The 26,690-nt window shown below is 46.0% G+C and carries 26 protein-coding genes and 2 tRNA genes; 4 read left to right on the top strand and 24 right to left on the bottom strand.

The annotated features are described in order from the left end of the window. The first annotated feature begins 6 nt into the window (after window positions 1-6). Window positions 7-657 carry a GNAT family N-acetyltransferase gene (locus JOE49_RS13900; RefSeq protein WP_209941564.1) on the top strand — a complete coding sequence of 217 codons (651 nt, stop codon included), beginning with the start codon at window positions 7-9 and terminating at the stop codon, window positions 655-657. After that, window positions 654-1,658, top strand: coding sequence for an alpha/beta hydrolase family protein (locus JOE49_RS13895; RefSeq protein WP_209941562.1), 1,005 nt, complete (start codon window positions 654-656; stop codon window positions 1,656-1,658). The genes JOE49_RS13900 and JOE49_RS13895 overlap by 4 nt, the downstream gene beginning before the upstream one ends. Window positions 1,659-1,802: 144 nt before the next feature. On the opposite strand, the gene JOE49_RS13890 is transcribed toward JOE49_RS13895, so the two are convergent. The 3 genes from JOE49_RS13890 to nrdR form a co-directional block, all read right to left on the bottom strand. Next, window positions 1,803-1,875 (bottom strand) — tRNA-Lys (locus JOE49_RS13890). A gap of 12 nt (window positions 1,876-1,887) precedes the next feature. Beyond that, window positions 1,888-1,963, bottom strand: a tRNA-Ala gene (locus tag JOE49_RS13885). 130 nt (window positions 1,964-2,093) lie between these two features. Then, complete coding sequence (gene nrdR, locus JOE49_RS13880; RefSeq protein WP_013309614.1) at window positions 2,094-2,561, bottom strand: transcriptional regulator NrdR; 468 nt, start codon at window positions 2,559-2,561, stop codon at window positions 2,094-2,096. Between the two features lie 105 nt (window positions 2,562-2,666). Between nrdR and JOE49_RS13875 the strand changes: the two genes are divergently transcribed. Next, window positions 2,667-2,891, top strand: a complete 225-nt coding sequence (locus JOE49_RS13875; RefSeq protein ID WP_013309613.1) for an alpha/beta-type small acid-soluble spore protein — start codon at window positions 2,667-2,669, stop codon at window positions 2,889-2,891. Between the two features lie 119 nt (window positions 2,892-3,010). Here JOE49_RS13875 and JOE49_RS13870 read toward each other — a convergent pair whose 3' ends face one another. The 15 genes from JOE49_RS13870 to citZ all read right to left on the bottom strand — a co-directional run bounded on the left by JOE49_RS13870 (window position 3,011) and on the right by citZ (window position 19,785). Beyond that, window positions 3,011-3,574 (bottom strand): lytic transglycosylase domain-containing protein, encoded by a 564-nt coding sequence (locus JOE49_RS13870; protein ID WP_023987928.1) that lies wholly within the window; start codon window positions 3,572-3,574, stop codon window positions 3,011-3,013. After that, window positions 3,571-4,167 carry a dephospho-CoA kinase gene (gene coaE / locus JOE49_RS13865; protein ID WP_023987927.1) on the bottom strand — a complete coding sequence of 199 codons (597 nt, stop codon included), beginning with the start codon at window positions 4,165-4,167 and terminating at the stop codon, window positions 3,571-3,573. Before coaE ends, JOE49_RS13870 begins: the two co-directional genes overlap by 4 nt. A gap of 11 nt (window positions 4,168-4,178) precedes the next feature. Next, window positions 4,179-4,970, bottom strand: a complete 792-nt coding sequence (locus JOE49_RS13860) for an MntP/YtaF family protein (RefSeq protein WP_023987926.1) — start codon at window positions 4,968-4,970, stop codon at window positions 4,179-4,181. Between the two features lie 111 nt (window positions 4,971-5,081). Beyond that, complete coding sequence (gene mutM / locus JOE49_RS13855) at window positions 5,082-5,912, bottom strand: DNA-formamidopyrimidine glycosylase (RefSeq protein ID WP_209941560.1); 831 nt, start codon at window positions 5,910-5,912, stop codon at window positions 5,082-5,084. Between the two features lie 71 nt (window positions 5,913-5,983). Next, window positions 5,984-8,638, bottom strand: a complete 2,655-nt coding sequence (gene polA / locus JOE49_RS13850; RefSeq protein WP_209941559.1) for a DNA polymerase I — start codon at window positions 8,636-8,638, stop codon at window positions 5,984-5,986. A gap of 177 nt (window positions 8,639-8,815) precedes the next feature. Continuing rightward, a complete protein-coding gene (phoU, locus tag JOE49_RS13845) occupies window positions 8,816-9,475 on the bottom strand; it encodes a phosphate signaling complex protein PhoU (protein ID WP_023987923.1) in 660 nt (219 codons plus the stop codon). A gap of 39 nt (window positions 9,476-9,514) precedes the next feature. Continuing rightward, entirely contained in the window at window positions 9,515-10,273 is a 759-nt protein-coding gene (gene pstB / locus JOE49_RS13840) for a phosphate ABC transporter ATP-binding protein PstB (protein ID WP_023987922.1), read from the bottom strand. A gap of 127 nt (window positions 10,274-10,400) precedes the next feature. Next, the gene (locus JOE49_RS13835; RefSeq protein ID WP_209941557.1) at window positions 10,401-11,525 is read right to left on the bottom strand and encodes a methyl-accepting chemotaxis protein; all 1,125 of its coding nucleotides are present in this window, start codon (window positions 11,523-11,525) and stop codon (window positions 10,401-10,403) included. Between the two features lie 159 nt (window positions 11,526-11,684). After that, entirely contained in the window at window positions 11,685-12,416 is a 732-nt protein-coding gene (locus JOE49_RS13830; RefSeq protein WP_013309604.1) for a response regulator transcription factor, read from the bottom strand. 128 nt (window positions 12,417-12,544) lie between these two features. Further along, on the bottom strand, window positions 12,545-14,347 hold the full coding sequence (pnpS, locus tag JOE49_RS13825) for a two-component system histidine kinase PnpS (RefSeq protein ID WP_209941555.1): 1,803 nt from the start codon (window positions 14,345-14,347) through the stop codon (window positions 12,545-12,547). A gap of 119 nt (window positions 14,348-14,466) precedes the next feature. Continuing rightward, on the bottom strand, window positions 14,467-15,336 hold the full coding sequence (locus tag JOE49_RS13820; RefSeq protein ID WP_023987919.1) for an SDR family oxidoreductase: 870 nt from the start codon (window positions 15,334-15,336) through the stop codon (window positions 14,467-14,469). Window positions 15,337-15,544: 208 nt separating this feature from the next. Next, window positions 15,545-15,961 (bottom strand): hypothetical protein, encoded by a 417-nt coding sequence (locus JOE49_RS13815; RefSeq protein ID WP_023987918.1) that lies wholly within the window; start codon window positions 15,959-15,961, stop codon window positions 15,545-15,547. A gap of 306 nt (window positions 15,962-16,267) precedes the next feature. Continuing rightward, complete coding sequence (gene mdh, locus JOE49_RS13810) at window positions 16,268-17,209, bottom strand: malate dehydrogenase (protein WP_028542892.1); 942 nt, start codon at window positions 17,207-17,209, stop codon at window positions 16,268-16,270. Between the two features lie 16 nt (window positions 17,210-17,225). Next, a complete protein-coding gene (icd, locus tag JOE49_RS13805; protein WP_023987916.1) occupies window positions 17,226-18,521 on the bottom strand; it encodes an NADP-dependent isocitrate dehydrogenase in 1,296 nt (431 codons plus the stop codon). Between the two features lie 151 nt (window positions 18,522-18,672). Then, entirely contained in the window at window positions 18,673-19,785 is a 1,113-nt protein-coding gene (citZ, locus tag JOE49_RS13800; RefSeq protein WP_028542893.1) for a citrate synthase, read from the bottom strand. A 344-nt stretch (window positions 19,786-20,129) separates the two neighbouring features. Between citZ and ytvI the strand changes: the two genes are divergently transcribed. Further along, the gene (ytvI, locus tag JOE49_RS13795) at window positions 20,130-21,248 is read left to right on the top strand and encodes a sporulation integral membrane protein YtvI (protein ID WP_028542894.1); all 1,119 of its coding nucleotides are present in this window, start codon (window positions 20,130-20,132) and stop codon (window positions 21,246-21,248) included. A 29-nt stretch (window positions 21,249-21,277) separates the two neighbouring features. Here the strand turns inward: ytvI and JOE49_RS13790 are convergent, their stop codons facing one another. The 6 genes from JOE49_RS13790 to pstC form a co-directional block, all read right to left on the bottom strand. Beyond that, complete coding sequence (locus JOE49_RS13790; protein WP_013309596.1) at window positions 21,278-21,676, bottom strand: FxsA family protein; 399 nt, start codon at window positions 21,674-21,676, stop codon at window positions 21,278-21,280. Beyond that, the gene (locus JOE49_RS13785; protein ID WP_209941553.1) at window positions 21,673-22,191 is read right to left on the bottom strand and encodes an acyl-CoA thioesterase; all 519 of its coding nucleotides are present in this window, start codon (window positions 22,189-22,191) and stop codon (window positions 21,673-21,675) included. The genes JOE49_RS13790 and JOE49_RS13785 overlap by 4 nt, the downstream gene beginning before the upstream one ends. A gap of 134 nt (window positions 22,192-22,325) precedes the next feature. Continuing rightward, entirely contained in the window at window positions 22,326-23,615 is a 1,290-nt protein-coding gene (gene pelA / locus JOE49_RS13780) for a pectate lyase (RefSeq protein WP_209941552.1), read from the bottom strand. 288 nt (window positions 23,616-23,903) lie between these two features. Beyond that, on the bottom strand, window positions 23,904-24,746 hold the full coding sequence (pstB, locus tag JOE49_RS13775; protein WP_023987911.1) for a phosphate ABC transporter ATP-binding protein PstB: 843 nt from the start codon (window positions 24,744-24,746) through the stop codon (window positions 23,904-23,906). Window positions 24,747-24,763: 17 nt separating this feature from the next. Beyond that, entirely contained in the window at window positions 24,764-25,660 is an 897-nt protein-coding gene (pstA, locus tag JOE49_RS13770; RefSeq protein WP_023987910.1) for a phosphate ABC transporter permease PstA, read from the bottom strand. Next, window positions 25,660-26,592, bottom strand: a complete 933-nt coding sequence (gene pstC / locus JOE49_RS13765; RefSeq protein WP_013370343.1) for a phosphate ABC transporter permease subunit PstC — start codon at window positions 26,590-26,592, stop codon at window positions 25,660-25,662. Before pstC ends, pstA begins: the two co-directional genes overlap by 1 nt. Window positions 26,593-26,690: the final 98 nt, after the last annotated feature.

The following is a 26,690-nucleotide window of genomic DNA, read 5'->3' as shown; positions in this document are numbered from 1 at the left end:
CGTTACATGAGTGCAAAATCCTTTGACATTGTTGCATACCAGAAACAAGACCATGAAGCTGTTTGCAGTCTTTTAGTCGAATCGTTTAAAGCAAAATTCCAATCTCTTGTTACACTGGAGGAGCAAGATATACAGAAGTTGTTAATGCAGGTTTGGGTTCAAAATCCTTATTCTTCATCTATGAAACAATTTGTAGCCAAAGAGAACGAAGATGTTGTCGGTGTTCTTTCCCTCAAATGGAAGGCCCCCTCCTCTTCACTTCCTGAAACAAATCCCATTTCTTTAGCTCCGCTCCTAAAACAGTTTGGTTGCTTCAATGTATTTAAATTTTTGACAGGTATGCATGCGCTGGAGTATCCCCCCGCTGCAAATGAGTGTTACATTGATCATTTGGCGATTCGTTCAAGTCATCGTAACCAGGGAATAGGACGCCTTCTTCTAGCTTTCGCACAGCAATTTACGGTTGAATCTGGGTTTCATGCATTGACGCTTCATGTAGCGCATAAGAACCAAGGGGCTATCCGTTTGTATCACAAACTGGCGTTTGAAGTAGAACAATCCAAGTATAATGGGTTACGGCATTTTTGGTTCAAGGAGCCTGTATGGTATCTGATGAGTTGGAAAGAGAACCTGCATTCGAGGAGAGAGCATCGTTGAAAAAAACATTCAAGCTTACTTTTGGTATTGCGGCAGCTCTGGCTGTTGCCTTGATACTAATTGTTCTATATCAAAATTCCTACAAGATGACAGAAGAAAAAATACAAATTAAGACACCTAAAGGGCTGTTAACAGGTACATTAGCTTTGCCTAAGAACTACTCGGGAAAGGTTGGATTGGTTGTTTTTGTCCATGGGGATGGTCCTATTAATGACACATATGATGATGGATACAAACCACTGTGGGAAAAGTTCGCTTCCAAGGGTTATGCCTCCCTGTCACTGAATAAGCCCGGTATTAACAGCGCTCCTGGCAATTGGCTCGACCAAAGCATGGAGGACCGCGCACAGGAGATCCGATATGCAATAGACTGGGCAAGAAGCTTACCGATGATTGATAAGCAAAAAATCGGCCTATGGGGAGCCAGTCAAGCAGGATGGGTCATTCCGAAGATCGTTAAAGAGGAGCATGATATTGCATTCAGCATCCTTGTATCGCCTGCCGTGAACTGGATTTCCCAAGGACAATTTAATACCAGAAAAGAAATGGAACAAGAAGGAGCTACTCCGCAAGAAATTCAAAAGACATTGAACTACGATCAAGAAGTTCTACAGTTACTGAAAAAACATGCTTCTTATGAAGAATATCTAGGCATAGCCGATCCTGACGATATGATTTCCAAAGAAAGATGGAGCTTTATAGGCAAAAATTTTCTGTCTGATTCCACCGAAGAATTAAGTCACTTCCATTCTCCTGTACTCTTGGTTCTGGCTGGCAAAGATATTAATGTTGATGTAAAGGGTACCGAGCGAGTCTATCGCCAGAAAATACCTTCAGAACTGCTGTCCGTGATTCATTTACCTGAAGCCGACCATTCCATGATGGATGAAAAAATCGCGCGTTCAAAATCTCTAACTTTCTTAACAGCCGTATTCGCCCCAAGAAAATTGGTGAATGGTGAGTATCTCAAATCCCTTTCCGATTATGTCAGTCAGCGTTAAACAATGATGTTCTTTTTTGCCATACTTCTTTTGATATGCTAATGAAAAAATGCTAATGAAAACCCCATAACTGTTCTCGGTTAGACTGGGAATAGATCTATAAACAACAAAAAAACGGCATCTCTGCCGTTTTTTCTAAAAGGATGGACTCTCAGGGACTCGAACCCTGGACCAATTGATTAAGAGTCAACTGCTCTACCAACTGAGCTAAGAGTCCATAATAAAAGTTTGGTGGAGCCTAGGGGGATCGAACCCCTGACCTCATCGCTGCCAGCGATGCGCTCTCCCAGCTGAGCTAAGGCCCCATCATAAGTAAGTTAATCAACGTTTCAAGCGACTTCTATATCATATAAAATTTTTATTCCTGTGTCAATACTTTTATAAAAAAAATATAATCATCTTCCCACCTTGACCCAAGAAAGATACAGTCAGCGATCAGTCGCTGGCTGTATCTTTAGATAACAATGTTTTCAGTTCCTTCATAAACATATTGATGTCTTTAAACTGACGATAGACGGACGCAAAACGTACGTAGGCGACTTCATCCACTGGGTAAAGCTGTTCCATGACCAGCTCCCCGATCTGCTGACTATCGACTTCTGTGGCTGCTGTGTTGCGGATAGCGTTCTCCACCTGGGATACGATCATATCCAATTGCTCGACGGATACTGGGCGCTTCTCACAGGCTCGAATGAGACCGCGCAGCATTTTATCACGACTAAACTCTTCACGGCTGCCGTCTTTTTTGATGACCATGAGTGGGGTTTCCTCCACCATTTCAAAGGTGGTAAAACGCCTGGCACACTGCTCACATTCACGGCGGCGACGGATGGACTTGTTATCATTCGCAGGTCGCGAATCCAACACTTTCGTGCCATTGTAGGCACAATACGGACATTTCATAATCTCACCACTTTCTTTTTCCAATAAATTCCCGAAGATTTTTAGTAATAATTTTGTCAAAACGGATCATAATATGTTTACCACATCGCGAGGAGGTGAACAACAATGGCACAAGGAAACAATGGCAACTCCAACAATCTGGTAGTCAGCAGATCCTCCGGCGCTCTGGAGCAAATGAAATATGAGATCGCTCAAGAGCTGGGTATCAGCATTCCTCAAGATGGATACCAAGGTAACATGACTTCCTATGAGAACGGTTCGATCGGGGGCTACATCACAAAACGCCTCGTAACGATCGCCGAACAACAATTGGCAGGTCAATACCAATAATCGCGGTAATAATGCAGAAATAACAAGAAAAAGTGTATGGACGGGCTGCTAAAAACAGCCTGTCCTGCGCTTTTTTTCATTTTAAAGCGAAAAGGCTCATCATGTCATTAACTTGTCTTTTAAAAATCATTATAAATTTTCGTGTATTGCCTGTAGTAATAAATGACCCGCTGTACATAATGTCGTGTCTCACCAAAAGGGATTTGCTTAATGGACTCTTCTTTTCCATCCCACACTCCCTTATCGAGCCACTCTTGAACTTTACCCGGCCCTGCATTGTAAGCAGCTACGATTGCTACAGGATTATCCTGAAACTTCATGGATAGGTTATGCAAATACCAGGTTCCCAGCTCTATATTGGTACCAGGCTCGTGCTTGACACTGTCTAGCGGAACCTTTTGAATCTGGGCGCTGTCCATAATCCAATTTGCTGTATTCGGCATAATCTGCATCAACCCCAGTGCACCCTTATGCGATTGCTTACTGGTTTTAAAATTGGTTTCTACGCGGATAATAGACGCCACCAAAAATGGGTCCACTTCATACGTTTGTGAATACTGCCGAATCTCATCCTTATATTGAATCGGATAGAACCAGGACATCCAATTTGAATTGAGGAACAGAATCAGGACAAACCCGACAAACAAAGTGAGCAGGACTCTTTTCTTTCGCAAAATATTCATGCAAGTCCCTTCCGCTGCCAAAATTGATCAATTTGTCGTTTCGTCTCAGACTGTGTTCCGCTATTATCGATAACGATATCGGCCAAGTTTTTCTTTTGTTCAATATCCATTTGTGCGGACAGCCGAAGTCCAGCTTGTTCCTCCGTCAGACCGTCTCTGAGCATCAGACGCTGGAGCTGAATATCACGTGGTACGTACACAACCATAATTTCCTCGTACAAGCTCTCCAGCCCGGACTCGTACATTAACGGGATATCTGCCAAAACAAGCTTGTCCGGCTGTTCCCGTTCATATGCTTCCATACGCAGTCGCATTTCCTCACGAATAGCAGGATGTGTAATATCGTTAAGTGCCTGCCGCTGGGCAGGGTCTCCGAATACAATCTCACCCAGTTTTTTGCGGTGCAGGGTTCCGTCACTGTTCACTATAGCTTGTCCAAAATGCTGTATGACCGCCGCCAGCACCGGATGCCCCGGAAGCATCACTTCCCGGGCAATGGCATCTGCGTCGATCAGCAGCGCACCTTTGGCGACCAAAAGAGCCGACACGGTGCTTTTTCCGGTAGCAATACCTCCGGTTAATCCGATATTCATGCTCTTTCACCTCATAACAGCTTCAATATGCCCATCATAATCAGTAATAATGCCGGCAATACACCCAGCGCCTTCATAAATCGAAATGCTGATAGAAAGAAGCCTGCCTTCATCCCTGCAATCAAAAATGTTCCACTGAATAACGTAATAGCCAGCGCAGTAGACAGTGGCTGAAAACCAAGCATAGCTGCCCCTAATCCCGCTCCGAACGCATCGACCGATAATGCAATACCCAGCCAAACCGCTTCGGTAGCAGATATACTGCCAGAACGGTCCATATCCGCAGCAGACGGGCTTCGAAGAATCCGAATAACAAGTCCCCATTTGCGGAACTCCAGAGAAAATAGCGTTCGCTCCTGCTGCTCTACAGAAGCTTCTGCCGACAGATCTTTTCTTGAGCTAAGGAAAGACTCTGTATCAGCATCCTCTATACTCTTCTTCTCTCCAAGAACAGATCTGCTCACTGGATCAGTCTGTTCTGTAAGAAGCAGCCCCCGAGAGGCCTCCGCTGAATCCTCTAGCGAATCCTCTTTGCGGTGCAGAGCTTGAAACAAAGAGTAACAGCCGATACAGATCAGGATGACAGCGCCGAAAACGGTCGTATATACAGGAGACAGGACACGAGATAGTAATGCGCCCAATTGCATGGATATGCCAATCACCAAACCTGAACATACGGAGATGATAGCAATCGACAACAGTGGAATTTTCATTTTGCGCAGACCATATGTAACACCGACTCCGAAACTGTCCAAACTTAGCGCAAATGCCAGTAACAGCAGGGCTCCCCAATGATTAGCCACTCCAATTCCCTCCCATTGCGAAGGCAGGGCCTTATAACAACCGAAACCCTCCGCAGTATTGGTACTTGGAACAATATATGAGAGGGATGGGCTTGGGGTGACTGTGCCTGTTTAGCGCAGAGGCTGGCAGACCGGACAATGATGTGTGCCACGTCCGGCTACGACAGATTTTTCGATCAATGTGCCACAGTTAATGCAAGGCTTCGCGTTACGTCCATAGATTTGCAATTGATGCTGGAAGTCGCCCGTTTTGCCCTGTCCATTAACGAACGATTTAATGGACGAGCCTCCAACCTGAATCGACGCACCCAGCGTGGAGACAATAGCTTCATGCAAGACATGAAATTGGCTATCCGTTAGGCTTTTGGCTGGCTGTGCTGGATGAATCCCCGCCTTAAACAACGATTCATCTACATAAATATTCCCGATGCCCACCACATATGCCTGGTTTAACAGCGCTGCCTTGATCGAAGTCGAACGAGTTCCAACAGCGGCACGCAGCATTTCGGGTGTAAAGGCCTCGTCCATCGGTTCCAAACCAAGCTTGTTCAGCGGCTTTTCCAGCAAATCCTGTCCTGCCGGAAATAAGTGCATCGTGCCAAACTGGCGCACATCCTGATAACGCAGCTCCGTACCATCTTTAAAATGAAAGATGACATGGGTATGCTTTTCCACAGGATCATGTTGCGAATACAATCCATATCGCCCTTCCATTCGAAGATGGGAGACCAACACCAGCCCGTCCAGCAAAATCCGCAGAAACTTTCCGCGTCTCTCCACCCCTGTAATCCGGTGATCGGCCAATTCCATCGCAAAAGCATGGATATCATCGGGCCGTTGAATGATCCGCGGTAAATTCACGGTGACATGATCTATATGTTTATCAACGATAAGCTCGTTTAGCGTTCGTTTAATTGTTTCTACTTCCGGTAATTCCGGCATGATGTCTTCACCTCACCCTATATTATAACGGAAGCAGCGTCAAATTGGGACTATCTACTCATTGAAATATCTTACTTGGCCTCATACCAATTGCTGCCATAGCTTACTTCGGCTTTGAGCGGCACAGCCAGCTTTAATGCAGCTTCCATGGTAGCCGGGACAAGCTCTTTCATCGTTTCCATTTCCTCAGGCGGAACCTCGAACACAAGCTCATCATGTACTTGGAGCAGCATTCTGCTGCGAAGATTACGTTCACGTAGCGCCTTATCCATCTGTACCATTGCCAACTTGATAATATCGGCAGCGGTACCTTGAATCGGCGTATTCATCGCTGTACGCTCAGCGAATGAACGCAGGTTGAAATTGCTGGCGTTAATCTCCGGCAAATAGCGTCTGCGTTCCAACAGCGTTTTTACGTAGCCGTCCCGCTTCGCATCCTTCACAATATCATCCATGTAACGGCGAACGCCTTGGAACACATCAAAATACTGGTCGATAAAGCGAGCCGCTTCCTTCCGCGTAATATTCAAATTTTGTGACAGACCATAATCACTGATTCCATAGACAATCCCAAAGTTGACTGCCTTCGCAGAACGCCGCATGTTGGAGTCCACATCTTCCGCTGCTACACCAAACACATCGGATGCGGTCTTGGTATGGATGTCCATATCGTGGACAAAGGCTTCCTTCAAACGTTCATCATCCGAAATATCAGCCAGCACCCGCAGCTCGATCTGTGAGTAGTCTGCCGCTAAAATAGACCAGCCCGGTTCGGACGGAACAAATACTTTGCGGATTTTACGACCCTCTTCAAGACGAATCGGAATGTTTTGCAAATTCGGAAATTGACTGCTCAAGCGTCCAGTTGCTGCAACCGTCTGCCGGAAATACGTATGCACCTTACCTGTTTTCTCCGAGATTTCTTTCAGCAATCCTTCGACATACGTCGATTGGAGTTTGGCAATAGTGCGGTACTGCAAAATATTTTGCACAATATCATGATAGGGGGCCAGCTTTTCCAATACCTCCGCATCGGTCGAGTACCCCGTTTTCGTCTTTTTAATGACAGGCAAACCCAGTTTATCAAACAAAATCTCACCCAGCTGTTTAGGTGAATTCAGATTGAACTCTACTCCGGCAATGCTGTAGATTTCACCCACCAACGTTGCAATCTGGGCTTCAAATTCTTTCCCCAAAGCGCGTAGTTCTTCTACGTTCACCAAGATGCCCTGCTTCTCCATATCCGCCAAAATGCGGGACAACGGCATCTCCAGCTCATGAAACAGCTTGTGCATTTCCGTTTTTTCCAGCTCCGCCTGCTGCACAGGCACCAAAGCTTCAATCACCGCTGCCTTACGCGCCACATGATCGGACAGTACATCCACGTCAGGGACTTTATATTTAGCTCCTTTGCCGAACACTTCTTCGTCTGGACGGATCGAAGACAAGCCATATTTGGCTGCCAATCCGCTCAATGTCTGGTTTGCATCGGTTGGGTCCAGCAAGTACCCTGCCAGTTGCACATCAAACTCGGCACCTGCAAACTCAATTCCATGCCAGTGTAAAGCCAAATCCGTTCGATGCAGATCATGACCGCGTTTTTTGCGTTCAGGGTCAGCAAGCCATGCGCGAATAGGTGTAGCTGCATCGCTTTGCAGTACATCCAGTGTCATAAAAAATTGCTGTCCCGTTGCGGCAAATATCAGACCTACAATGTCAGCATGATGCGGATTATCACCATGCGTCTCAACATGCAGCACATCCACACGATCTAACACTTCTACCAATTCGCTAATCCGCTGCTCATCCAGCACTGTTACGTCAGCCGCGGCTTCCTCTACGTCTACCCCAGTACTTCCAACCTCACCTGAAAAGGATAAACGCTCCAGCAAGGACTTGAACTCCAGCTTCGCCAGAGCTGGCCCGGCCGTTTCTGCTTGCAGCCCGCCGAAGGCCACATCTTCCAGCTGCTTGTCCAACGTTACATCCCGATAAATGGTCGCCAAATCTTTGCTCATTCGCGCATCGTCAGCATGTGTCTCTACACGTTCTTTCATTTTGCCCTTCAGCTCATTCGTGTGCGCCAGCACTTCTTCGACTGAACCGTATTGATGCAGCAGCTTGAGCGCTGTTTTTTCTCCCACGCCGGGAATACCAGGAATATTGTCCGACGTATCGCCCATCAGACCCTTAAGATCAATAATTTGCAGCGGCTTCAGGCCATATCGTTCCTGAATTTGCTCAGGTCCATACGTCTCCACCTCAGTAACCCCTTTGCGGGTCAAGCCGACTGTGACATGGTCTGAGGCCAATTGGAGCATATCCTTGTCCCCAGTCACGACCAGCACATTAAAACCGGCTTCGTCCGCTGTCTTGGACAGGGTGCCTATAATATCGTCCGCCTCATAGCCATCCAGTTCAAACTGAGCAATGCCAAAAGCGGTCAATAGCTCTTTCAGCAACGGAAATTGCTGGGACAGCTCTGGTGGTGTTTTCTCCCGTCCACCTTTGTAATCCTCGTATCCTTTATGGCGAAACGTTATTTTACCGGCATCGAAGGCAACCAGAATATGTGTTGGTTTGTGCTCCTCCAAGAGCCGCAATAACATCGTCGTAAATCCGTACACCGCGTTCGTCTGCTGCCCGCTCGAATTCGTTAACGGTGGCATAGCAAAAAACGCCCGGTAAATGATACTGTTACCATCTATAAGCATGAGTTTATCCATTTAGCACCTCGCAAGTTCATCAATGCATTCGTAACGTTCTTACGTTTTACGCATTCCTCTTCCTATCTTAACATACAAGACTCCTTTTTCAGAAAAAAACGGCTGCTTCCTAACCAAATTTGCCTTTTGCTCAAAGACAAGTCTGGGTCAGAAACAACCGCTATATACCTGAAAGCTCTACTGGTTCAAATCTGGTCTCTCCCCTGTCACGAGATATACAGTACTTTCACCGATATTCGTAGCATGGTCACCAATTCGTTCAATGTATCGTCCTACAAGCAGTTGCAGCATGGCTTGTGAAGCCTCTGCCGGCTTTTCTACCATAAAGGCGTACAGATCGCTGATCATGTGGCTATACATGGAATCCACACGATCATCCTCTTTGGCCATTTTGTAGGCCAGATCTGTATTTTCATCCAAATAGGATTTGATCGCATCATCTATCATTTCTTTAACAATGGAAGCCATGTGCGGAATATCCACCAGAGGCTTAATGATCTGCTGCCCTTCCAAACGAAGTGTCACCTTGGCAATATCAAGTGCCAAATCGCCCATTCGTTCCAGATCACTGGAAATTTTAAATGCAACAATGATCCGGCGCAAATCCTTCGCTACCGGTTGCTGGGTAATAATGAGCTTGGAACCCATATCGAGAATATTCTCTTCCAGCGTATTGAGGGATGCATCATTTTTGACCACCTGCTGAGCCAATTCTATATTTTTGGTCTGCAAACATTCAATGGCCTGATCGAGCGCCTTCGAAACGTGTGCACCCATTTCGCGCAGTACGGCTCTCAGCTCATCTAACCCTTCATCAAAACCTTTTCTACGTATCATTTCGAAGTCACCCCTTCTGGCATATTCATCTGGTAGGCTTTAGCCAAATCGCCCTGAAATATAATCTTCTGTACGTGAATCTTGCGGCGTGGAAAACATCGTCTCTGTATCCGCCGCTTCCACCACAACACCATTTAAAAAGAACGCAGTTCGACCGGACACACGCGCTGCCTGATGCATGTTATGCGTCACCATGACGATGGTATATGTGTCTCGCAATTCCTGAACCAGTTCTTCAATTTTCATCGTGGAGATCGGATCTAGCGCAGATGTCGCCTCGTCCATCAGTAAAATATCTGGCTGTACGGCAAGCGCCCGGGCAATGCACAACCGCTGCTGTTGTCCACCGGACAAGCTCAGAGCTGAACGCTTCAGAAAGTCCTTGACCTCTTCCCAGAGTGCCGCCTGCCGCAGGCTTTGCTCGACCAATTCGTCCAACTTGTCCTTTTGCCGAACTCCATGCAGACGTGGACCGTAGGCTACGTTATCATAAATCGATTTGGGAAATGGGTTAGGCTGTTGAAAAACCATTCCTACCTGCTTACGCAGAGTTTCTACTTCCATAGTATCGCCGTATATATCCTGACCTGCGATACTCACGGTGCCTTCAATACGCGTTCCCGGTATCATGTCATTCATCCGGTTCAGCGTACGCAGCAGGGTCGATTTGCCGCAGCCGGACGGGCCTATAAAGGCAGTTACCGTTTTTTCAGGAATATCGAGGTTTATATGTTTCAGCGCGTGAAATTTCTCATAATATAAATTTAGCTTATCAATCCGGATTACGGAATCATTCATGGATTTATGATCTCCTTCGTGTTGCAGTTATGATCCTCAAGCATTGCACCTGATTTGCACAATATGAAGATTATATAAGCTGTGTGTAAATTTAGTGTGGTGGATTTGTTAACGGTATGTAAAATGATCAAGAACTTAGCATGAGCTCAAGCTCCTGTGCAATTTCGGCTGCATTCAAAGCCGCTTCCTCTGCGGAATGGGACATTTCGCTGTTTTTGGCTTCAATTTCATCGACAGCCTGCAATAGTTTGGCAAAAGTTTGTGTTCCAGCAGAAATATATTGAGAGCCTGTATGAATCTGCTGCATACTCGTATCCGTCAGTTCAGCAGTGTCACGCAGCATCTGCTCGATATGGGTGAGTAAGCCTGTAATCTGCGTGGAAAAAGCTTTCGTCTGGAGTGACATATTCCGCACCTCCTGAGACACAATCTGGAAGCCTCGTCCGTGTTCGCCAGCATGCGCCGCCTCAATGGACGCATTGATCGCCAGCAGTCCGCTTTGATCTGCCAGTGCACGAATGGATGAGGCCATGCCCGCAATGTCATTCAGCGATTGGGTCAACGCCGTCATCTGCTCATGCTGGCGCTTCATTTGCTCCGTGACCGCACGATAGGAGAGCAAAACATCCTCCAATTCTACTTTGCCACGGCGGGATAATTCACTCATTGAGCGGGTTAGCCGCACACTGTCATCGGCCTCTTTAGCTGCATCCAGCACAGTCAGCTGAATACGCTGGACTCCGTCATAGCTATGCCGAATCACATCGCCCCGCTCTTCGTCCGCTTCTCTTTGCATTCGCTGCACGACGGACAGGATATCACGAATCGTGAGTACGCCGAGTAATCGTGTGCCTTCCTTAATCAACACACAATCGTAAAAACGCTGTTCTTCACGCAACATCGCCAATTCCACAATGTCCGATGCCCGGCTTTTTAAATCCACAATTAATGTATCGGGGTCGGCAAATATGGCCGCAGGCTTGTCATAGAACAACGCCGCAGCAAATCTGCCCGTAAAATGGCGATTATACGCATCTCTCATAATAATGCCCAGTGGAAGATCATTTTTATCCACAACAATAACACAAGGTATATCTTCCTGTGTTTTCATAAGTGCTAACAGTTCTTTACAAGACATGTCCGTACCAATGATCGGAACCTCCCGGCATGGCACATAGGTAGTAATCGGCTTGTATGCTTCACGTTCAATCACGGTAGTGGAACTCGGCTGGGTCTTTGGTTCCGTTATCATCGTTCTGAAGTCCCCTTTTTTTAACTACTTGGAGTGACGGGAACATCATATCGGTCATTTGTTGATTCTAGCGACTAGTTTTGTTAATGAAATGTAAAATCACGAAATGGACACAAAAGTCGCCGGACACTGCCATGGATAAAGAAAAACGCTCCTCATTTATAATAAATGAGAAGCGCTTCTTTTTTTATTTACAACCAGCTTGTACCCCACTCCACGGATCGAATCAATATGAACCGAGTCGGGATCTAGCTCCAGCTTTTTACGTAAGGAACTGACGTGCACATCCACGGTCCGTTGACCGCCAATGTAGTCAAAACCCCAAACAGCATTCATCAGATCATCCCGGGTCAATACCACACCCGGCTTTCGAGACAAATAAAGAAGCACCTCAAATTCCTTTGGTCTGAGGCTGATGGACTGACCTCCAAGAATGACTTCATATTTTTCGGGGTAAATCTCCAGCTCGCCCAATTGAATTTTGGAGCTATCTTTCTGATCAGACAACACTCCTTCATCCCCGCCGGAGGTTCTTCGCAGCACAGCTGTCACGCGGGCCAACAGCTCAGAAACACCAAAAGGCTTCGTGATGTAATCATCCGCACCCGACTTCAGCCCTTGAACAACCTCTGCTTCACCGTTTTTGGCCGTTAAAATAATGATAGGCGTCGTCAGCCCCTGATGGCGAAGTCTGCTCAGAATGTCCAGTCCGTTCATTCCCGGCAACATCAAATCCAGCAGGATCAAATCGTAGGACTCTCTGGAGGCTTTCTCAAACCCGGCACTGCCATGATCCTCCGTGTCCACTTCGAAGCCTTCTTGTATCAAATTGTAGGATAGCAATCTGGCAAGCGTTGGTTCATCCTCAATAACCAGCAAGCGTTGTCCCATAAATAACTTCATCTCCTGTTTACCTGTTAAAGGCGCATTGGTCAAAATCCTGTAACCTTTTTCATACTCATGCGACACCCGTTTATTTTATCACGGCATTGTTAACAGAATGTAAAAAATGTTCTAGTTCATTCTTCCTGTTGCAATAGCGGTAATTCAACTGTAAATGTGGTACCCAATCCAAGCTCACTTTCCACCGAAAGGGTGCCATGATGCAAATCGACCAAGTGTTTGACGATCGACAATCCCAGCCCCGTTCCGCCAGAGTTGCGCGAGCGTCCTTTGTCCACCCGGTAAAAGCGCTCAAAGATACGTGGCAGGTCCTTCTTCGGAATTCCAATACCTGTATCACTGACTGTAAATACGACCTTTTCCGTGTCATTCTCCCGCTGTATCGTTAGAACCTTAATCTTTACCTTGCCACCATCAAGTGTGTAGTTGATGCCATTAGACAAAAGGTTCAAGAAAATCTGCTGAAGCTTATCTTCATCTGCCTCCATAAACAACTCATCCGGGATATCCATTTGTAGCATAATTCTTTTTTTGGCCGCAACATTGTTCAGTTTTTCCAGCAATGAATCTATGAACGACGAAACGTGCACCGGCGAGCAATCCAGCGGAGAACGCTTGGATTCAATTTTGGATAGCTCCAGAATGTCACCGATCAGCCGATTCAATCGTTCGCTTTCATCATATATAATTTGCAAAAATGAGCGGGCCGTTTCTTCATCTTTAACCCCGCCACCGAGTAACGTCTCGGCAAAGCCCTTGACCGCGGCAATCGGTGTTTTTAGCTCATGAGAAACGTTAGCCACAAATTCACTCCGCATATTTTCCAACCGTCGAATGGCCGTAATATCCTGTAAAAGGAACAGCATCCCGCGGTATCCGCCTTCATCCTCATACATCGGGACACCGTCCAGCAACACGAGTCTCTCCTCGGGATTGTACAAATGAACCTCACCATGCAACCTCTCTCTGCTTTGTATGCTGCCCTCAATTAGCTTTGTGAGCTCATAGTGCTTCTTCAGCTCATGATACGGCTTGTCCGTCACCCGTTTACCCACGACACCAAGCATTCGCTCAGACTCACGGTTTACAAGCGCAATACACTCACTTGCATCAATCATTAGAATTCCGCCTGTCATATTACTCATGACGCTCTGGAGTAAATCCTCATTGTCGCGTATCGTTTTCATTTGGTCTTGGAGACTGTCAGCCATACGATTAATGGCTTCACCCAGTTGCCCTACCTCATCCCGGCGCTGTACACCGACTCTTGCGTCATAATCCAGCCCTGATATGCGGTTGGCTACCCCTGTAATATGTTCAATGGGCGAGGTGAGGCTGCGAGCAATACGATAGCTCACCAATCCAGCAGCAATAAACAGCAACACAAGACCAATCCCGATGGCCGTCCAGCCGCGCCGTACTCCCTCCTCCACCGCTTTCAGGCTCATAGACAAACGGATATACCCATCAAAGCCCTTGTCCGATACAACAGGTTCAGCGACGTATAGCATGTTTCGTTGCAGAGTTTCGCTGTAGCGTATTGTCCGACCGATTCCTTCCACCGTAGCTTGCCGTATTTCATCACGTGATGCGTGGTTTTCCATCTTACGCGGATCACTTAACGAATCGCCAACCACCGTCCCGTCCTTGCGAATGAAGGTCACCCGTGATTCCGTCAGACGAGCAATTTCCTTCGCCTTTTGAGAATAATAAGAGACATAATCCGTGCTGGACAGGGCATCTGCATTTACAAAAGGGAATGTAGCGCGAAGCAGGTCGATCTCCCGTCCCATGTTCTCCTCTAGCACCTTCATATTCGAATTTTTAAAAATTTGTCCCATCGTGATTCCAGCAGCAAGGACAGATATGCCAATCAAAATCAGCATGATCAGGGTAAGCCTGAAACGAAACGATTTCATAAAATATGCCCATCCTTTAAGTAAGTTAAGTCTCATTCTACAGGCTACCTTCATTATGTTCCACCGTGAAAAGAAAAAAGGCCAGGGCATAACACGCCCCCAGCCTTTCCTTTATCCTCTTATCCGTTTATAACTTCACCGCCGTTGATATGAATAACCTGCCCGCTTACATATGAAGAATCGTCTGAAGCAAGGTACACATAGGCTGGCGCCAATTCTTCCGGCTGACCCGGACGCTTCATTGGCTGTGCTCCTCCAAACTCGCTGACCGTCTTGGCATCAAATGTAGACGGGATTAACGGCGTCCAGATTGGCCCTGGTGCTACAGCGTTCACCCGAATACCTTGATCCGCCAAATTGAGTGAAAGGGAACGAGTAAAGGATGTGATTGCCCCTTTGGTCGATGAATAATCAATGAGTGTCTTATTCCCAGCGTACGCGGTAATCGATGTTGTGTTGACGATAGTGCTTCCTTTCTTCAAATGCGGCAATGCTGCTTGCGTCAGGAAGAACATACCAAAAATATTCGTACGGAAAGTACGCTCCAACTGTTCTTTGGTAATATCCTCCAGCTTTTGCTGTGGATGCTGCTCTGCCGCATTGTTCACAACGATGTCGAGCTTGCCCAGCTCGTGAACCGTCTGTTGAACCGCTTTTTTGGCAAATTGGTCATCTCCGATATCGCCAGGAATCAACACACATTTGCGTCCCTCCTGCTCTACCTGACGTTTTGTTTCTTCCGCGTCCTTGTGTTCATTCAAGTAAATGATAGCTACGTCCGCACCTTCTTTGGCATACGTGACAGCTACAGCCCGTCCAATTCCACTGTCTCCACCAGTAATAAGTGCAACTTTACCTGTTAGCTTGCCAGCAGCTTTGTAAGTTGGTTTTTCAAACTGGGGTGCAGGCGACATTTTGGACTCAATCCCCGGTTGCTGGTCCTGATGCTGTGGGGGCAAGGTTTGCTGAGGTTGGTTACTTTTAGGCATTGTACATTCTCCCTTCAAAATCAGATATTTTTTAGGATGCAACATTTGCATCCACTCTACTCCTGATTTACCACACAAAGTTATTCGTTAAACGAAAAATGTAGTTATTTGAGCGCACAAAAAAACGACCTATGCTTATTCAGCACAGACCGTTTTTTCAATTTAGCATTTGTCATCATTCGATTACAGGCTCTCACCAAATGCATAATTAAATAATATGGCTGTATACCATTAAAAACGTAATTAAAATCAGGAAGACGGCAAGCAGCGTACTGAACATTCGCATTTTGCCAGCGTATTGCGTAATAGGCTGTTGGCTACGAATCGCTTCCAGCGACAGCCGTAACGGCTTACCCATGGCTCCCGCGATACCAGAAATGGCGAGAAACAACAACAAAACGACAACGATCCATGCTACCGAATAAGAACCCCAGGGAAAAATCATATAAATACCGCTAACAAGCACAAGGATCAGTGCAAATTGAGCCAAACGGTTCAATAGCTGAACAGCCGATATCGTTCCCTCCTGCACGCTAGGAGCCAATTTGTCGATTTTGCCCACAACGAAGGGGAGCAATAAATAAAAACCCATTGCCAGTGATCCAATAATGTGAATAAAAAACATTCTTTACAACCTCCATTTCTTTGTTTTCTTACAAACTTTTTTTCCATAGAACGATCATATTCCAACGAATGACTACCATCTTTTCAGTGTTTTGGGACATGCTTTTCTATGTCAGGATTTTTCAAAATCCTCATGTAACTATCAATACATATGAACTCTATTATACCGGGGAAGTGGGTCAAAGCAAAGGAATACAGAAGAAAACGAATAGATTACTTAAAAGTAAAAGAGGTGTCCAGCGGCCATGACTATGGCTTGGGGACACCTCTTCAAGTAAAAGTATACCGTCTTAGTAGAAAATTGAATCTATACGGTAACTATTTTAATCACACTGCGGACCGATTCGGCGGATTGATCGAGCGCTGCTTTTTCTTCGGCTGTCAATTCCAACTCGAACACTTTTTCGATGCCATTGCCGCCAAGAAGTGTCGGTACGCCAAGGAATAAATCCTGATAGCCGTACTCTCCCTCCAGGTAGGCAATGACCGGAATAATCCGTTTTTTATCTTTTACAATCGCTTCTGTCATTTGTGCAAGCGAAGCTGCCGGAGCATAATATGCGCTACCATTACCCAACAGATTAACGATCTCTCCGCCACCGCCGCGTGTCCGTTGTACGATCGCTTCGATACGTTCCTGCGAAATCAGGGTTTCGATAGGTATACCTCCAACGCTGGAATAGCGTACCAGGGGCACCATATCATCACCGTGACCACCCATAACGAAGCCGCGCACGTCTTCGACAGAAACGTTCAGTTCTTGTGCAATAAAGGTACAATATCGCGCTGTATCCAGCACACCTGATTGGCCAATAACCCGATTTTTCGGGAACCCAAGCGTTTGATAGGCAGTATAGGTCATAGCATCTACCGGATTACTCAGAATAATGACGATAGAATCCGGCGCATACTTCTTCACGTTCTCACAAACGGATTTTACAATTCCTGCGTTCGTATTTACCAAATCATCACGGCTCATACCCGGCTTGCGTGCAATCCCGGCTGTAATAATGACGATATCCGAGTTAGCTGCATCCTCGTAATTGGAAGTGCCCGTGATCTGGCTGTCAAATCCCTGTACCGGACCGGCCTCCAAAATATCAAGCGCCTTGCCTTTGGTCGGATTCTCTAGTTGCGGAATATCGATGAGTACGATATCACCTAGCTCCTTTTGAGCCAGCAGCAATGCGGTAGTGGCACCGGTAAAACCGGCGCCAACAATGGATATTTTTTTACGTTGAATGGACAAGTGGTATTCCCCTTCCTTACAGGTTACTAATAATGGTATCTGCGAACTCGGAGCATTTCACTTGTGTAGCACCATCCATCAGACGAGCAAAGTCATAAGTTACAATCTTCTTATTAATGGACGTCTCCAACCCTTTGTAAATCAGGTCAGCCGCTTCTTGCCAACCCAAGTGTTCAAGCAACATTACGCCCGACAGAATTACGGAACCAGGGTTCACTACGTCTTTGTCGGCGTATTTTGGAGCTGTACCATGTGTAGCTTCAAAGATAGCATGCCCTGTTACATAGTTAATGTTCGCACCTGGCGCAATACCAATTCCACCAACTTGGGCAGCAAGAGCATCGGACAGATAGTCCCCGTTCAGGTTGAGCGTAGCAATCACATCAAATTCAGAAGGACGAGTCAGTACTTGCTGAAGTGCAATATCAGCAATCGCATCCTTGATAATGATTTTGCCTGCATCTTCAGCTGCTTTTTGAGCTGCATTCGCCGCATCCTCACCGTCTTTTTCCTTGATTACATCATATTGGGCCCAAGTAAATACTTTATCTGCAAATTCTTCCTCAGCCACTTCATAACCCCAGTTTTTGAAGGCACCCTCGGTAAATTTCATAATGTTACCTTTGTGTACGAGCGTTACACTCTTGCGTCCGTGGTCAACAGCATACTGAATGGCAGCCCGCACCAGACGCTTTGAACCCTCGGAAGAAACTGGCTTAATGCCAATACCAGAGGTTTCAGGGAAACGGATTTTGTTCACACCCAGCTCTTGTTGGAGGAACTGAATAACCTTTTTCACGTCTTCGGACCCTTCAGCATACTCGATCCCCGCGTAAATATCTTCTGTGTTCTCACGGAAAATAACCATGTCTACCAATTCAGGACGTTTCACTGGAGAAGGAACACCGTTAAAATAACGAACAGGACGCAGACATACGTATAAATCCAGTTCTTGACGCAATGCCACATTCAACGAACGGATACCACCGCCAATAGGTGTCGTAAGTGGTCCTTTGATGGCTACAATATACTCACGGATGGCTTCCAAAGTATCGTTAGGGAGCCATTCGCCGTATGTATTGAAAGCTTTCTCACCAGCGAATACTTCATACCAGGCAATCTTTTTGCTGCCGTTATATGCTTTTTCTACAGCTGCGTCCAGTACGCGTTTGGAAGCTTTCCAGATGTCGCGACCCGTGCCGTCACCTTCGATAAACGGAATTACCGGATGGTTCGGAACCTGTAGTTGACCGTTATCAATCGTAATTTTTTCGCCTTCAGTTGGGAGCTCAAACTTTTCAAATTTCGCCATAAGTTCCTTTTCCTCCTCAGATATGAATGGGTACAGGACGAAAGACATGATCTTTATCACAGACAAAAACGTACATCTCTCGTCGTCCCCTCTATTGTACCTTATTTTTTAAATTCAGGGTATACAACCTCAATCTTCCTTCGACAAAGGGTTAGCGCAACTCTGGTGATACATATTTTTGATCCATTGGACCTGTATATTCGGCGCGAGGACGAATCAGGCGGTTATTTTCATACTGCTCTAAAATGTGTGCGGTCCATCCAGATACACGACTCACAGCAAAAATAGGTGTAAACAGGTCTCTCTTGATACCCAGTTGGGTATACACAGAGGCAGAATAAAAATCCACATTGGGCTTCAAGCCTTTTTGCCCTGTTACAATTCCTTCAATTCGAACTGACATATCAAACAACGTTGTGTCACCGTTCATTTCCCCCAGCTCGCGGGACATTTTGTGCAAGTGCTTGGCACGCGGATCACCGTTTTTATAGACTCGGTGTCCAAAGCCCATAATTTTTTCGCGGTTATCCAGTTTCGCCTGAATATAGGAGTCCACCTGATCCAAACCACCAATCTCCTCCAGCGTTTTGGCCACAGCCTCATTGGCCCCACCATGCAGTGGTCCTTTTAAAGCTCCAATTGCAGACGTGATTCCAGAATAAATATCCGACAATGTGGCTACCGTTACACGCGCAGCAAAGGTAGAAGCATTTAATTCATGATCGGCGTGCAGCACGAGAGCCTGATTGAACGCTTTAATAGCCGTCTCCTCTGGATCCTTGCCAGTCAGCTGATACAAAAAGTTTTCAGCGATGGAAATACCTTTTTTAGGCGCAATCGGCTCCAAGCCCTCTCGTATACGTGCTATCGCTGCCACAATGGTGGGCAATTGCGCCTGAAGCTTGACGGTTTTAGTCACATTAGACTCTCTCGACATATCATCCGCCTCTGGGTCATACAAAGCGAGAGACGATACGGCTGACCTCAAGGCAGCCATCGTGCTCAAATTTTTCGGGTATAACTTTAATTGAGTAACAATTTCATCTGGAATAGCAGCGTATTCGCTTAACTGGTTGCGAAGCTCCTGCAATTGCTCTTTATCAGGTAATTTTCCAAACCACAACAAATAAGCTACCTCTTCAAAATCGGCGTTAACAGCCAAATCATCAATGTTATAACCCCGGTACGTGAGAACGCCATCTACGATAGAGCTTATGGAGGAAGTGGTCGCTACGATCCCTTCCAGACCTTTAGTCGCTGTCATCGTTACATCTCTCCTTTGTAAAAACATTGTGAACGGACTTGCAATGTAAACATTTTCAAAAGTAAGATATGTCTTTTAAATAGCTGAGTAATATTAACGCCATATGTCAATATTTAAACCTTCTTTCACTATACTGGATTTTGTCGTTTATGTGAACATTGAGGGCTATTCCAACACATTCAAATGTTTTATCGCTTCCATAAATAAATTTTTGAAACCCCTTACAAAAAATATTGATTTATTTGCACTTTTTTACACAGGTCTTGTCTCCCCCCTTTCCCGCATATGTATAGTAGAGCATTTATTTTATGAAAAACATCGCAAAAGAAAGGAGCCGTGAGAGCTTGAGCCGATTAATCCTGAATCGCATATTTCGTGCTATATGGGTGGCAATCGTGATTGTAGCTCTGTTACTGGGCATATATGCGCTTTTCCCTCTCATCTATCCTTTCCTATTCGCCTGGCTTGTGGCTTATGCCATGAATCCACTGGTTAGTTTTCTGCGTAACAAAGCCCGTATGCCACGTTGGACGGCTGTCACGGTCTCATTATTTGTATATTTAGGTGGAATTGCAATTATCCTTTCTGCGGCAATCACCCGCATGGTCCGAGAAGTTATAAAGTTGGCCATGACTTTCGACGGACATATTGAGCGTTTTAAAAGTCTGTTTATCGATTGGACACAAAGCGATTTGATTCAAAATGTAATTATTGAAATTAACCATTTTATCCGGGATAATCCGGATTACCAACATACCATTAACAGTAATATTGATAAGACAACTCAAACCGTGAGTTCGGCTGTCACTACGCTAGTCGCTCAATTTTTTAATGGAGTTTTGAACTTGCTAACCTCTCTGCCTAATATGGGAGCAGTTCTAATGGTTATTGTATTAGCAGCCTTTTTTATTAGTAAGGACTGGGACCGACATAGTCGGATGCTCTCAAATACGGTTCCTGATACGATTCGCAAACCATTGTCGGATATATGGCACGATCTGCGTAAAGCACTGTACGGCTATTTGCGTGCACAGTTTATTATCATCTCCATTACGGCATTAACAGTCATTGTTGGGCTGTTCATATTGCGTGTGGAATCCGCCTTTACCATCGGTTTGATGATCGGGCTAGTGGACTTGCTACCTTATTTGGGGGTTGGCATTGTGATGATTCCGTGGATACTGTATGCGTATATGTCTGGTAATTTGGCACTAGGGGTAGGATTGTCGATCCTTTATATCATCCTGTTGATTGGACGACAGATCGTGGAGCCTAAGGTGCTGGCCAGCAGCGTGGGCTTGAACCCGCTTCCCACCCTCATCGGTATGTTCATCGGGCTCAAGCTATTTGGCGTTTTAGGATTAATTATCGGACCTGTATCACTAATTGTCGTTGATGCACTGAATCGTGCGAATGTCATTCAGGACTTGCGCAACTATATTCTCGCTGGAAGAGTCCGCTAGATCATGGATAGGAAAAACGGCAGCTCACGTCAAAACCGCCGAAACGTAATACTGCCGTTTTTCATTTTTTTCTCCAGCCACTTCAATAAAAAGCGGCGGTACAACGCTCGTGTTAAAGGGAATACCAACGTAAAACCAATAATATCTGTTAAAAATCCGGGGATAAGCAGCAAGCTCCCACCGAAAAAGACACATAATCCATCCAGCATTTTACGGCCGGGCATTTGTCCCCGGTTCATTTCGTTTTTCGCATCGGCAATCACCTTACGACCTTCAAATTGCATCATGGCAGCCCCGATTAGGGTCGTCAGAATGATGAGTAAAATCGTTTTGCCCGCTCCAATCCAATGACTTACCCATATAAACCCGTACAGCTCCGCCAAAGGAATGAGCAGCAGCAACAGCCATAGACGTTTACGCATCATCATGACTTCTGCCCCTCCCCGCCTGTAAAAGCAAACCTTAATGCAGTGTACAGCTCAGGTAGCGCCTGATCTAGTCGAACAGGCTTCCATTCGGTGTTCAACCATACATGACGTGTCATCCCTGTGACAAGCAGTTCTCCCGGTAGCATGTCTGCCTGGGTCCATACCTTTCCCAGATACCTTTGATGCTCATCGTCCGTTACCCGTCGAACCTCATAGGTATAGTTTAGACGTAGTCTAGAGAAGTCCGTAATTGCCGTATAAATGGTAATTAAATCATCATATCGAGCAGGACTCGCATATTTCGCATTGATTTCAATAACTGGCAGCAAGACTCCTCGTTCCTCCATGCTCCGATAGTTAAAGCCCGCCTGCCGGATCATTTCGGTACGCCCGATCTCAAACCAGTTCAAATAATTTGCATGATATACGACCCCCATCTGGTCGCTTTCCTGATAACGGACACGTAGCGATGCGCCATACCAGCGTAATTCCGTTTGTTTCTCCTCTTGAGTCATACAAGCTCTCCTATCTTTGTGCATCTTTATCTCTATTTTGCCCTCTCTCCATTAAACCATATTTACAGCCCAGGAACAAAAAGAGGGCAGACCGACCGGTCCACCCTCGCAAATCATATATAATAATGCCTTTATTATTGTGGCAACGGCTTGGACAGTTTATAATATCCGCTATCCGAAGCCAGCTTAAGCAAACTCTTAGCCTGGCTTCCCGCCCAGGCGTAACCAAGTCGTCTTTCCTCACTAATTTTCATGATGTCGGTATACTTTTTGCCATCCCGGTCTGAAAAGAAATACTTATTGTCTTCCACATTATAGAAACGATACCACATTACGCTCGATGCATCCTTTTGGAAAAACTCCGGACCTTGACGATTGTATTTGATACCGTCGATTCGGTTGGCATCAAACCATTTCAAAGCGCTCTGAGCCGCTTTTTTCACTTCAGCGGTTTGCGGCTGGGACATGAGAAAAGCAGTAATGCCTACTGATTCCGTAGTTGTTTTGGAAGGTAACTCAAATGCCCGGGCTTCAACAGATGCATAAGTAGCCGGATCGTGCTGTGCACCCCAGATTGTCGGTGTACCATTATTTACAATTTGAGACTTAATTGTGTACTGGATACCTTTGTTTAGTGCTTGCTGAAGTCTGGAGCGAGATGCATCGTCCAAAATATCGCTATCAAACGGCTGCTTCTTGTTCACAATATCGTCAGCCAAAACCATAACTCTAACCATCGCATCATCATTATAAGTTACAGCATCGGAATAATTACCACGTTTAGGGTATACCTGAGGCCAGCCACCGGAGGAATATTGAGAGGTTAGTACGAAATCGACTGCTTTTTGTACACTGTTTTTAATGTCTTTATTTTTGGTTTTTTTGTATACATCTGCCAAAAAGCGAATCTCGGTTGTCGTGGCTTCGTTATCAAACGTTCCGAGCTCAACACCATCCTTGCTCTTCCATGTGGAGCGTGCAGTTTTGCCATCCCATTTGGATTTATAATTCTTTTCCATAGCTTTGAAGAATCCGCCATGTGGTAATTGCCAGGATACAATATTTAAGGCAAGTGTAGTATCCTTGGATGTATTCCCCGTAGAGAACTTGCTAAAGTCGCGCATTTTGTTCAGGAGGCTGTCTGTATTCACAACAGCGGTTGGCTTCGCCACAGCCGACAGCCCAAATAATTGCTCACGATCCAAAACACCTGAATTTACATCGTCACCATAAACGTCACGTCCCACAGCTGAATCTGTGGTAAGCTCATAAGAAGCAGTCGCCGATTCACGTCCTGAATCATATGTAGCCGGCACCATCTCCTGTGCCGCAGCCCATGAGGGACTTAGGAGTCCTGACGTTACTGTAATCGCCAAACTTGAAAGCGCTAACATCTTTACGGTTGGACATATCTTCTTCTTCATTTGAACCTCTCCCTTATTTTGAGTTGGGTAATTGCGTTCAGTTTAACCCTATATATTCTTGCTGAAGATTCTTTTTGATAGCGAAGGGAACTAAACCACTATTTATGCATGATAAATAGTTAGTTGTATTATATGAAAATATATCCAAACGATCAATATATTTTAATTTACTAATAGATTAAAAAAGTTACAAAATGTTGAAAACAATAAAAATCCTCTTACTAATGCTGGATTAGTAAGAGGATTTTACGTGCAGCTAATATATAGTAGGTCGATGAGCAACATCGCTTAACCAAATCGACCCATGATGTACTCCTGAGTCAGCTCATTTTCAGGATTCGTGAAAATATCGTTCGTTTTCCCATGTTCAACCAGACTTCCGATATAAAAATAAGCAGTATAATCGGAAATTCGTGCAGCCTGCTGCATATTGTGCGTCACAATAACGATGCGCAGTTCTTTTTTTAATTCGGTAATGAGCTCTTCTACCTTGCCTGTAGACACAGGGTCCAGCGCGGAGGCTGGCTCGTCAAGCAATAGAATTTTCGGTTGAACGGATAGTGCACGTGCAATGCAAAGCCGCTGCTGTTGCCCGCCAGACAGCGCCAGAGCGGAGTCGTGAAGGCGATCCTTGACCTCATCCCATAATGCTGCTTTACGCAGGCTGCTTTCGACGATTTCATCAAGCTGTTTCTTCTTGCGCACCCCACGGTATTTGGGACCGAAGGCGATATTATTGTAAATAGATTTGTAAAAAGGGTTGGGACGCTGCCACACCATGCCAATTTGCTGACGCAGCTTGATCACGTCCGTTTCCGGTGCTGTCAAATCCTGTCCATCCATCCAGATGTGACCCGTTGTAGAGGAAGATGCAATCTCATCATTCATCCGATTAAGGGAGCGCAAAAAGGTCGATTTACCGCAGCCGGAAGGCCCGATCAGGGCAGTCACAGTCTGCTCGGGAAAGGCCAGATTCACTTTTTTCACAGCCTCAAAGCTGCCATAATAAATACTCAAATCCTCAGTACTGAACGGATGCGGCGGTTGCCCCGCAAGCTGTTCCGAACGCGTAGACTGAACGGATGTTGCTGGTGCGGCGGTTTTTGCCGTTCGCGTAATCACATGTTCCATTGTTCTCCATCCCCTTTCTAATCCATACGTTTGGCAGCTGTCAGACGGCGGTATACAACTCTTCCGAACCATCTTGCACTCAAGTTGAATGCAAGCACAAGCAGCACCAGTACGGCAGAAGCGCCTGCAGCAATATCTTTGGAGTCAGGAGCAATCCCCTCACTGTTGACCTTCCAAATATGAACAGCCAATGTTTCAGCAGGTCGCATCGGGTTAATAGGCGATCTGGCATGCAATGGATTCCAATCGGTAAAATCAAGCGGCGGCGTACTCATCCCTGCTGTAAACAGCAATGCGGCGGCTTCCCCGAAAATACGGCCTGCGGCCAAAATCGTACCCGTAATCAAGCTTGGCAGCGCAGCTGGCAACAAAATGGAGGTGATGATTTTCCATTTGGATAATCCAAGCGCGAGTCCAGCTTCCTTTTGCTCCTTCGGCACAGCTCGGAAAGCCTGCTCAGTTGTGCGAACCATCAGCGGCAGGTTGAATACGGCCAAAGCCAAGGCTCCTGATAAGAGGGAAAAGCCAAAATCAAACGTATTTACGATAAGTAGTAGTCCAAACAATCCGATGACAATAGACGGGAAGGAGGACAATACTTCGACGACAAGTCGTATAAAGTCCGTAATTTTCCCCGGCTTTGCATATTGCGCCATGTAAATACCTGCGCCCCAGCCAATCGGAATGGTGATAATCAAAGTTAAGATTAACAAAAATACGGAATTAAATAGTTGTGGGCCAATGCCACCGCCTGCACGTAATGTTTGGGGAGCACTGGTTAAAAAGTCAAAAGAAATATGACTGACTCCGCGGGCCAAAATGAAGCCCAGTAATCCCACCAAAAGCGCAACAATGAACAAGGCGAAGAAACAGATTACAAATGTAGCGATCTTGTCGGTCGTTTTAGCTTTCATCAAACCCGGTTTCTCCTTTCAAGCAGCCTTACCAGCAGCACGAAAATGAATGTCATGAGCAGAAGAACAAGCGCCATGCTCCAGAGAGCATTGTTATGAACGGAGCCCATCGCTGTATTCCCCATGCTAAGTGTAATGACGCTGGTCAAGGTCGAAGCGGATTCCAGCAAGGAATGCGGTATGTGCGGAGCATTCCCGATTACCATCTGTACAGCCAACGCTTCCCCGAAGGCACGAGCCATACCGAGAATAATTCCTGTTAAAAGAGCAGGCAGCAGCGTCGGAATAATAACACGGGCAATTGTCTGCCAGCGGGTAGCACCCAAAGCATAAGAGGATTCACGCAGCCCCCCCGGTAAGGAAGACAACGCATCCGCCATAATACTCGTAATCGTCGGCAAAATCATGACTGACAACACTAGGCAGCCTGCCAGAATGCCGATGCCTTGTCCTCCAAACACGTTCCGCAGCAGCGGGACGATGACGGTCAAGCCGACAAAGCCATATACAACCGACGGAATACCGGATAATAATTCAATCGCGGGTTGAAGGATACGTTTACCCGATTTCGGCACGATTTCCGTCATAAATAAAGCTGCACATAAGCTGAGCGGACTGGCAATTAAAGCCGCCAGTATGGTTACTGCAAAAGAACCCGTAATAAACGGAAGCGCGCCGAAGGACTTAGGCTCGCCATCCGGGCTCCATTTGGTTCCAAAGAAAAACTCTCGCAGACTGACTCCATTCACCGCAAATGTAGCTACACCTTTGGAGGCAACAAAATATACGATGGAGACAATGACTGCAACTAAAAAAACGACACAAACCGACGTATATATGCGGCCGGTCCATTCTTCCCAGTAATGTCTTTCTTTCATAACTCGGGATCGTTTATTCTGTTCCATGTATGCCTTCCCTTCAATTGGTTCCATACTGTAACTCCTTTAACCGAAGAATAGAGGCAGGACGCAAGTCCGCCTCTTCTTCGTGAATATACTCGCGTTAGCTGCGTTCATCGAACAGGAGGTGT

The organism is Paenibacillus sp. PvR133 (genome assembly GCF_017833155.1).
Lineage (GTDB): Bacteria > Bacillota > Bacilli > Paenibacillales > Paenibacillaceae > Paenibacillus > Paenibacillus polymyxa_B.
This window is presented reverse-complemented; position numbering and strand designations above follow the sequence as displayed.

Bases quoted from the DNA above. Each gene is read 5' to 3' on its own strand.
- JOE49_RS13900 (WP_209941564.1), top strand. From the start codon at position 7: ATGAGTGCAAAATCCTTTGACATTGTTGCATACCAGAAACAAGACCAT.
- nrdR (WP_013309614.1), bottom strand. From the start codon at position 2,561: ATGAAATGTCCGTATTGTGCCTACAATGGCACGAAAGTGTTGGATTCG.
- JOE49_RS13875 (WP_013309613.1), top strand. From the start codon at position 2,667: ATGGCACAAGGAAACAATGGCAACTCCAACAATCTGGTAGTCAGCAGA.
- JOE49_RS13870 (WP_023987928.1), bottom strand. From the start codon at position 3,574: ATGAATATTTTGCGAAAGAAAAGAGTCCTGCTCACTTTGTTTGTCGGG.
- coaE (WP_023987927.1), bottom strand. From the start codon at position 4,167: ATGAATATCGGATTAACCGGAGGTATTGCTACCGGAAAAAGCACCGTG.
- mutM (WP_209941560.1), bottom strand. From the start codon at position 5,912: ATGCCGGAATTACCGGAAGTAGAAACAATTAAACGAACGCTAAACGAG.
- polA (WP_209941559.1), bottom strand. From the start codon at position 8,638: ATGGATAAACTCATGCTTATAGATGGTAACAGTATCATTTACCGGGCG.
- phoU (WP_023987923.1), bottom strand. From the start codon at position 9,475: ATGATACGTAGAAAAGGTTTTGATGAAGGGTTAGATGAGCTGAGAGCC.
- pstB (WP_023987922.1), bottom strand. From the start codon at position 10,273: ATGAATGATTCCGTAATCCGGATTGATAAGCTAAATTTATATTATGAG.
- JOE49_RS13835 (WP_209941557.1), bottom strand. From the start codon at position 11,525: ATGATAACGGAACCAAAGACCCAGCCGAGTTCCACTACCGTGATTGAA.
- JOE49_RS13830 (WP_013309604.1), bottom strand. From the start codon at position 12,416: ATGGGACAACGCTTGCTGGTTATTGAGGATGAACCAACGCTTGCCAGA.
- pnpS (WP_209941555.1), bottom strand. From the start codon at position 14,347: ATGAAATCGTTTCGTTTCAGGCTTACCCTGATCATGCTGATTTTGATT.
- JOE49_RS13820 (WP_023987919.1), bottom strand. From the start codon at position 15,336: ATGCCTAAAAGTAACCAACCTCAGCAAACCTTGCCCCCACAGCATCAG.
- JOE49_RS13815 (WP_023987918.1), bottom strand. From the start codon at position 15,961: ATGTTTTTTATTCACATTATTGGATCACTGGCAATGGGTTTTTATTTA.
- icd (WP_023987916.1), bottom strand. From the start codon at position 18,521: ATGGCGAAATTTGAAAAGTTTGAGCTCCCAACTGAAGGCGAAAAAATT.
- citZ (WP_028542893.1), bottom strand. From the start codon at position 19,785: ATGACAGCGACTAAAGGTCTGGAAGGGATCGTAGCGACCACTTCCTCC.
- JOE49_RS13790 (WP_013309596.1), bottom strand. From the start codon at position 21,676: ATGATGATGCGTAAACGTCTATGGCTGTTGCTGCTGCTCATTCCTTTG.
- JOE49_RS13785 (WP_209941553.1), bottom strand. From the start codon at position 22,191: ATGACTCAAGAGGAGAAACAAACGGAATTACGCTGGTATGGCGCATCG.
- pelA (WP_209941552.1), bottom strand. From the start codon at position 23,615: ATGAAGAAGAAGATATGTCCAACCGTAAAGATGTTAGCGCTTTCAAGT.
- pstB (WP_023987911.1), bottom strand. From the start codon at position 24,746: ATGGAACATGTGATTACGCGAACGGCAAAAACCGCCGCACCAGCAACA.
- pstA (WP_023987910.1), bottom strand. From the start codon at position 25,660: ATGAAAGCTAAAACGACCGACAAGATCGCTACATTTGTAATCTGTTTC.
- pstC (WP_013370343.1), bottom strand. From the start codon at position 26,592: ATGGAACCAATTGAAGGGAAGGCATACATGGAACAGAATAAACGATCC.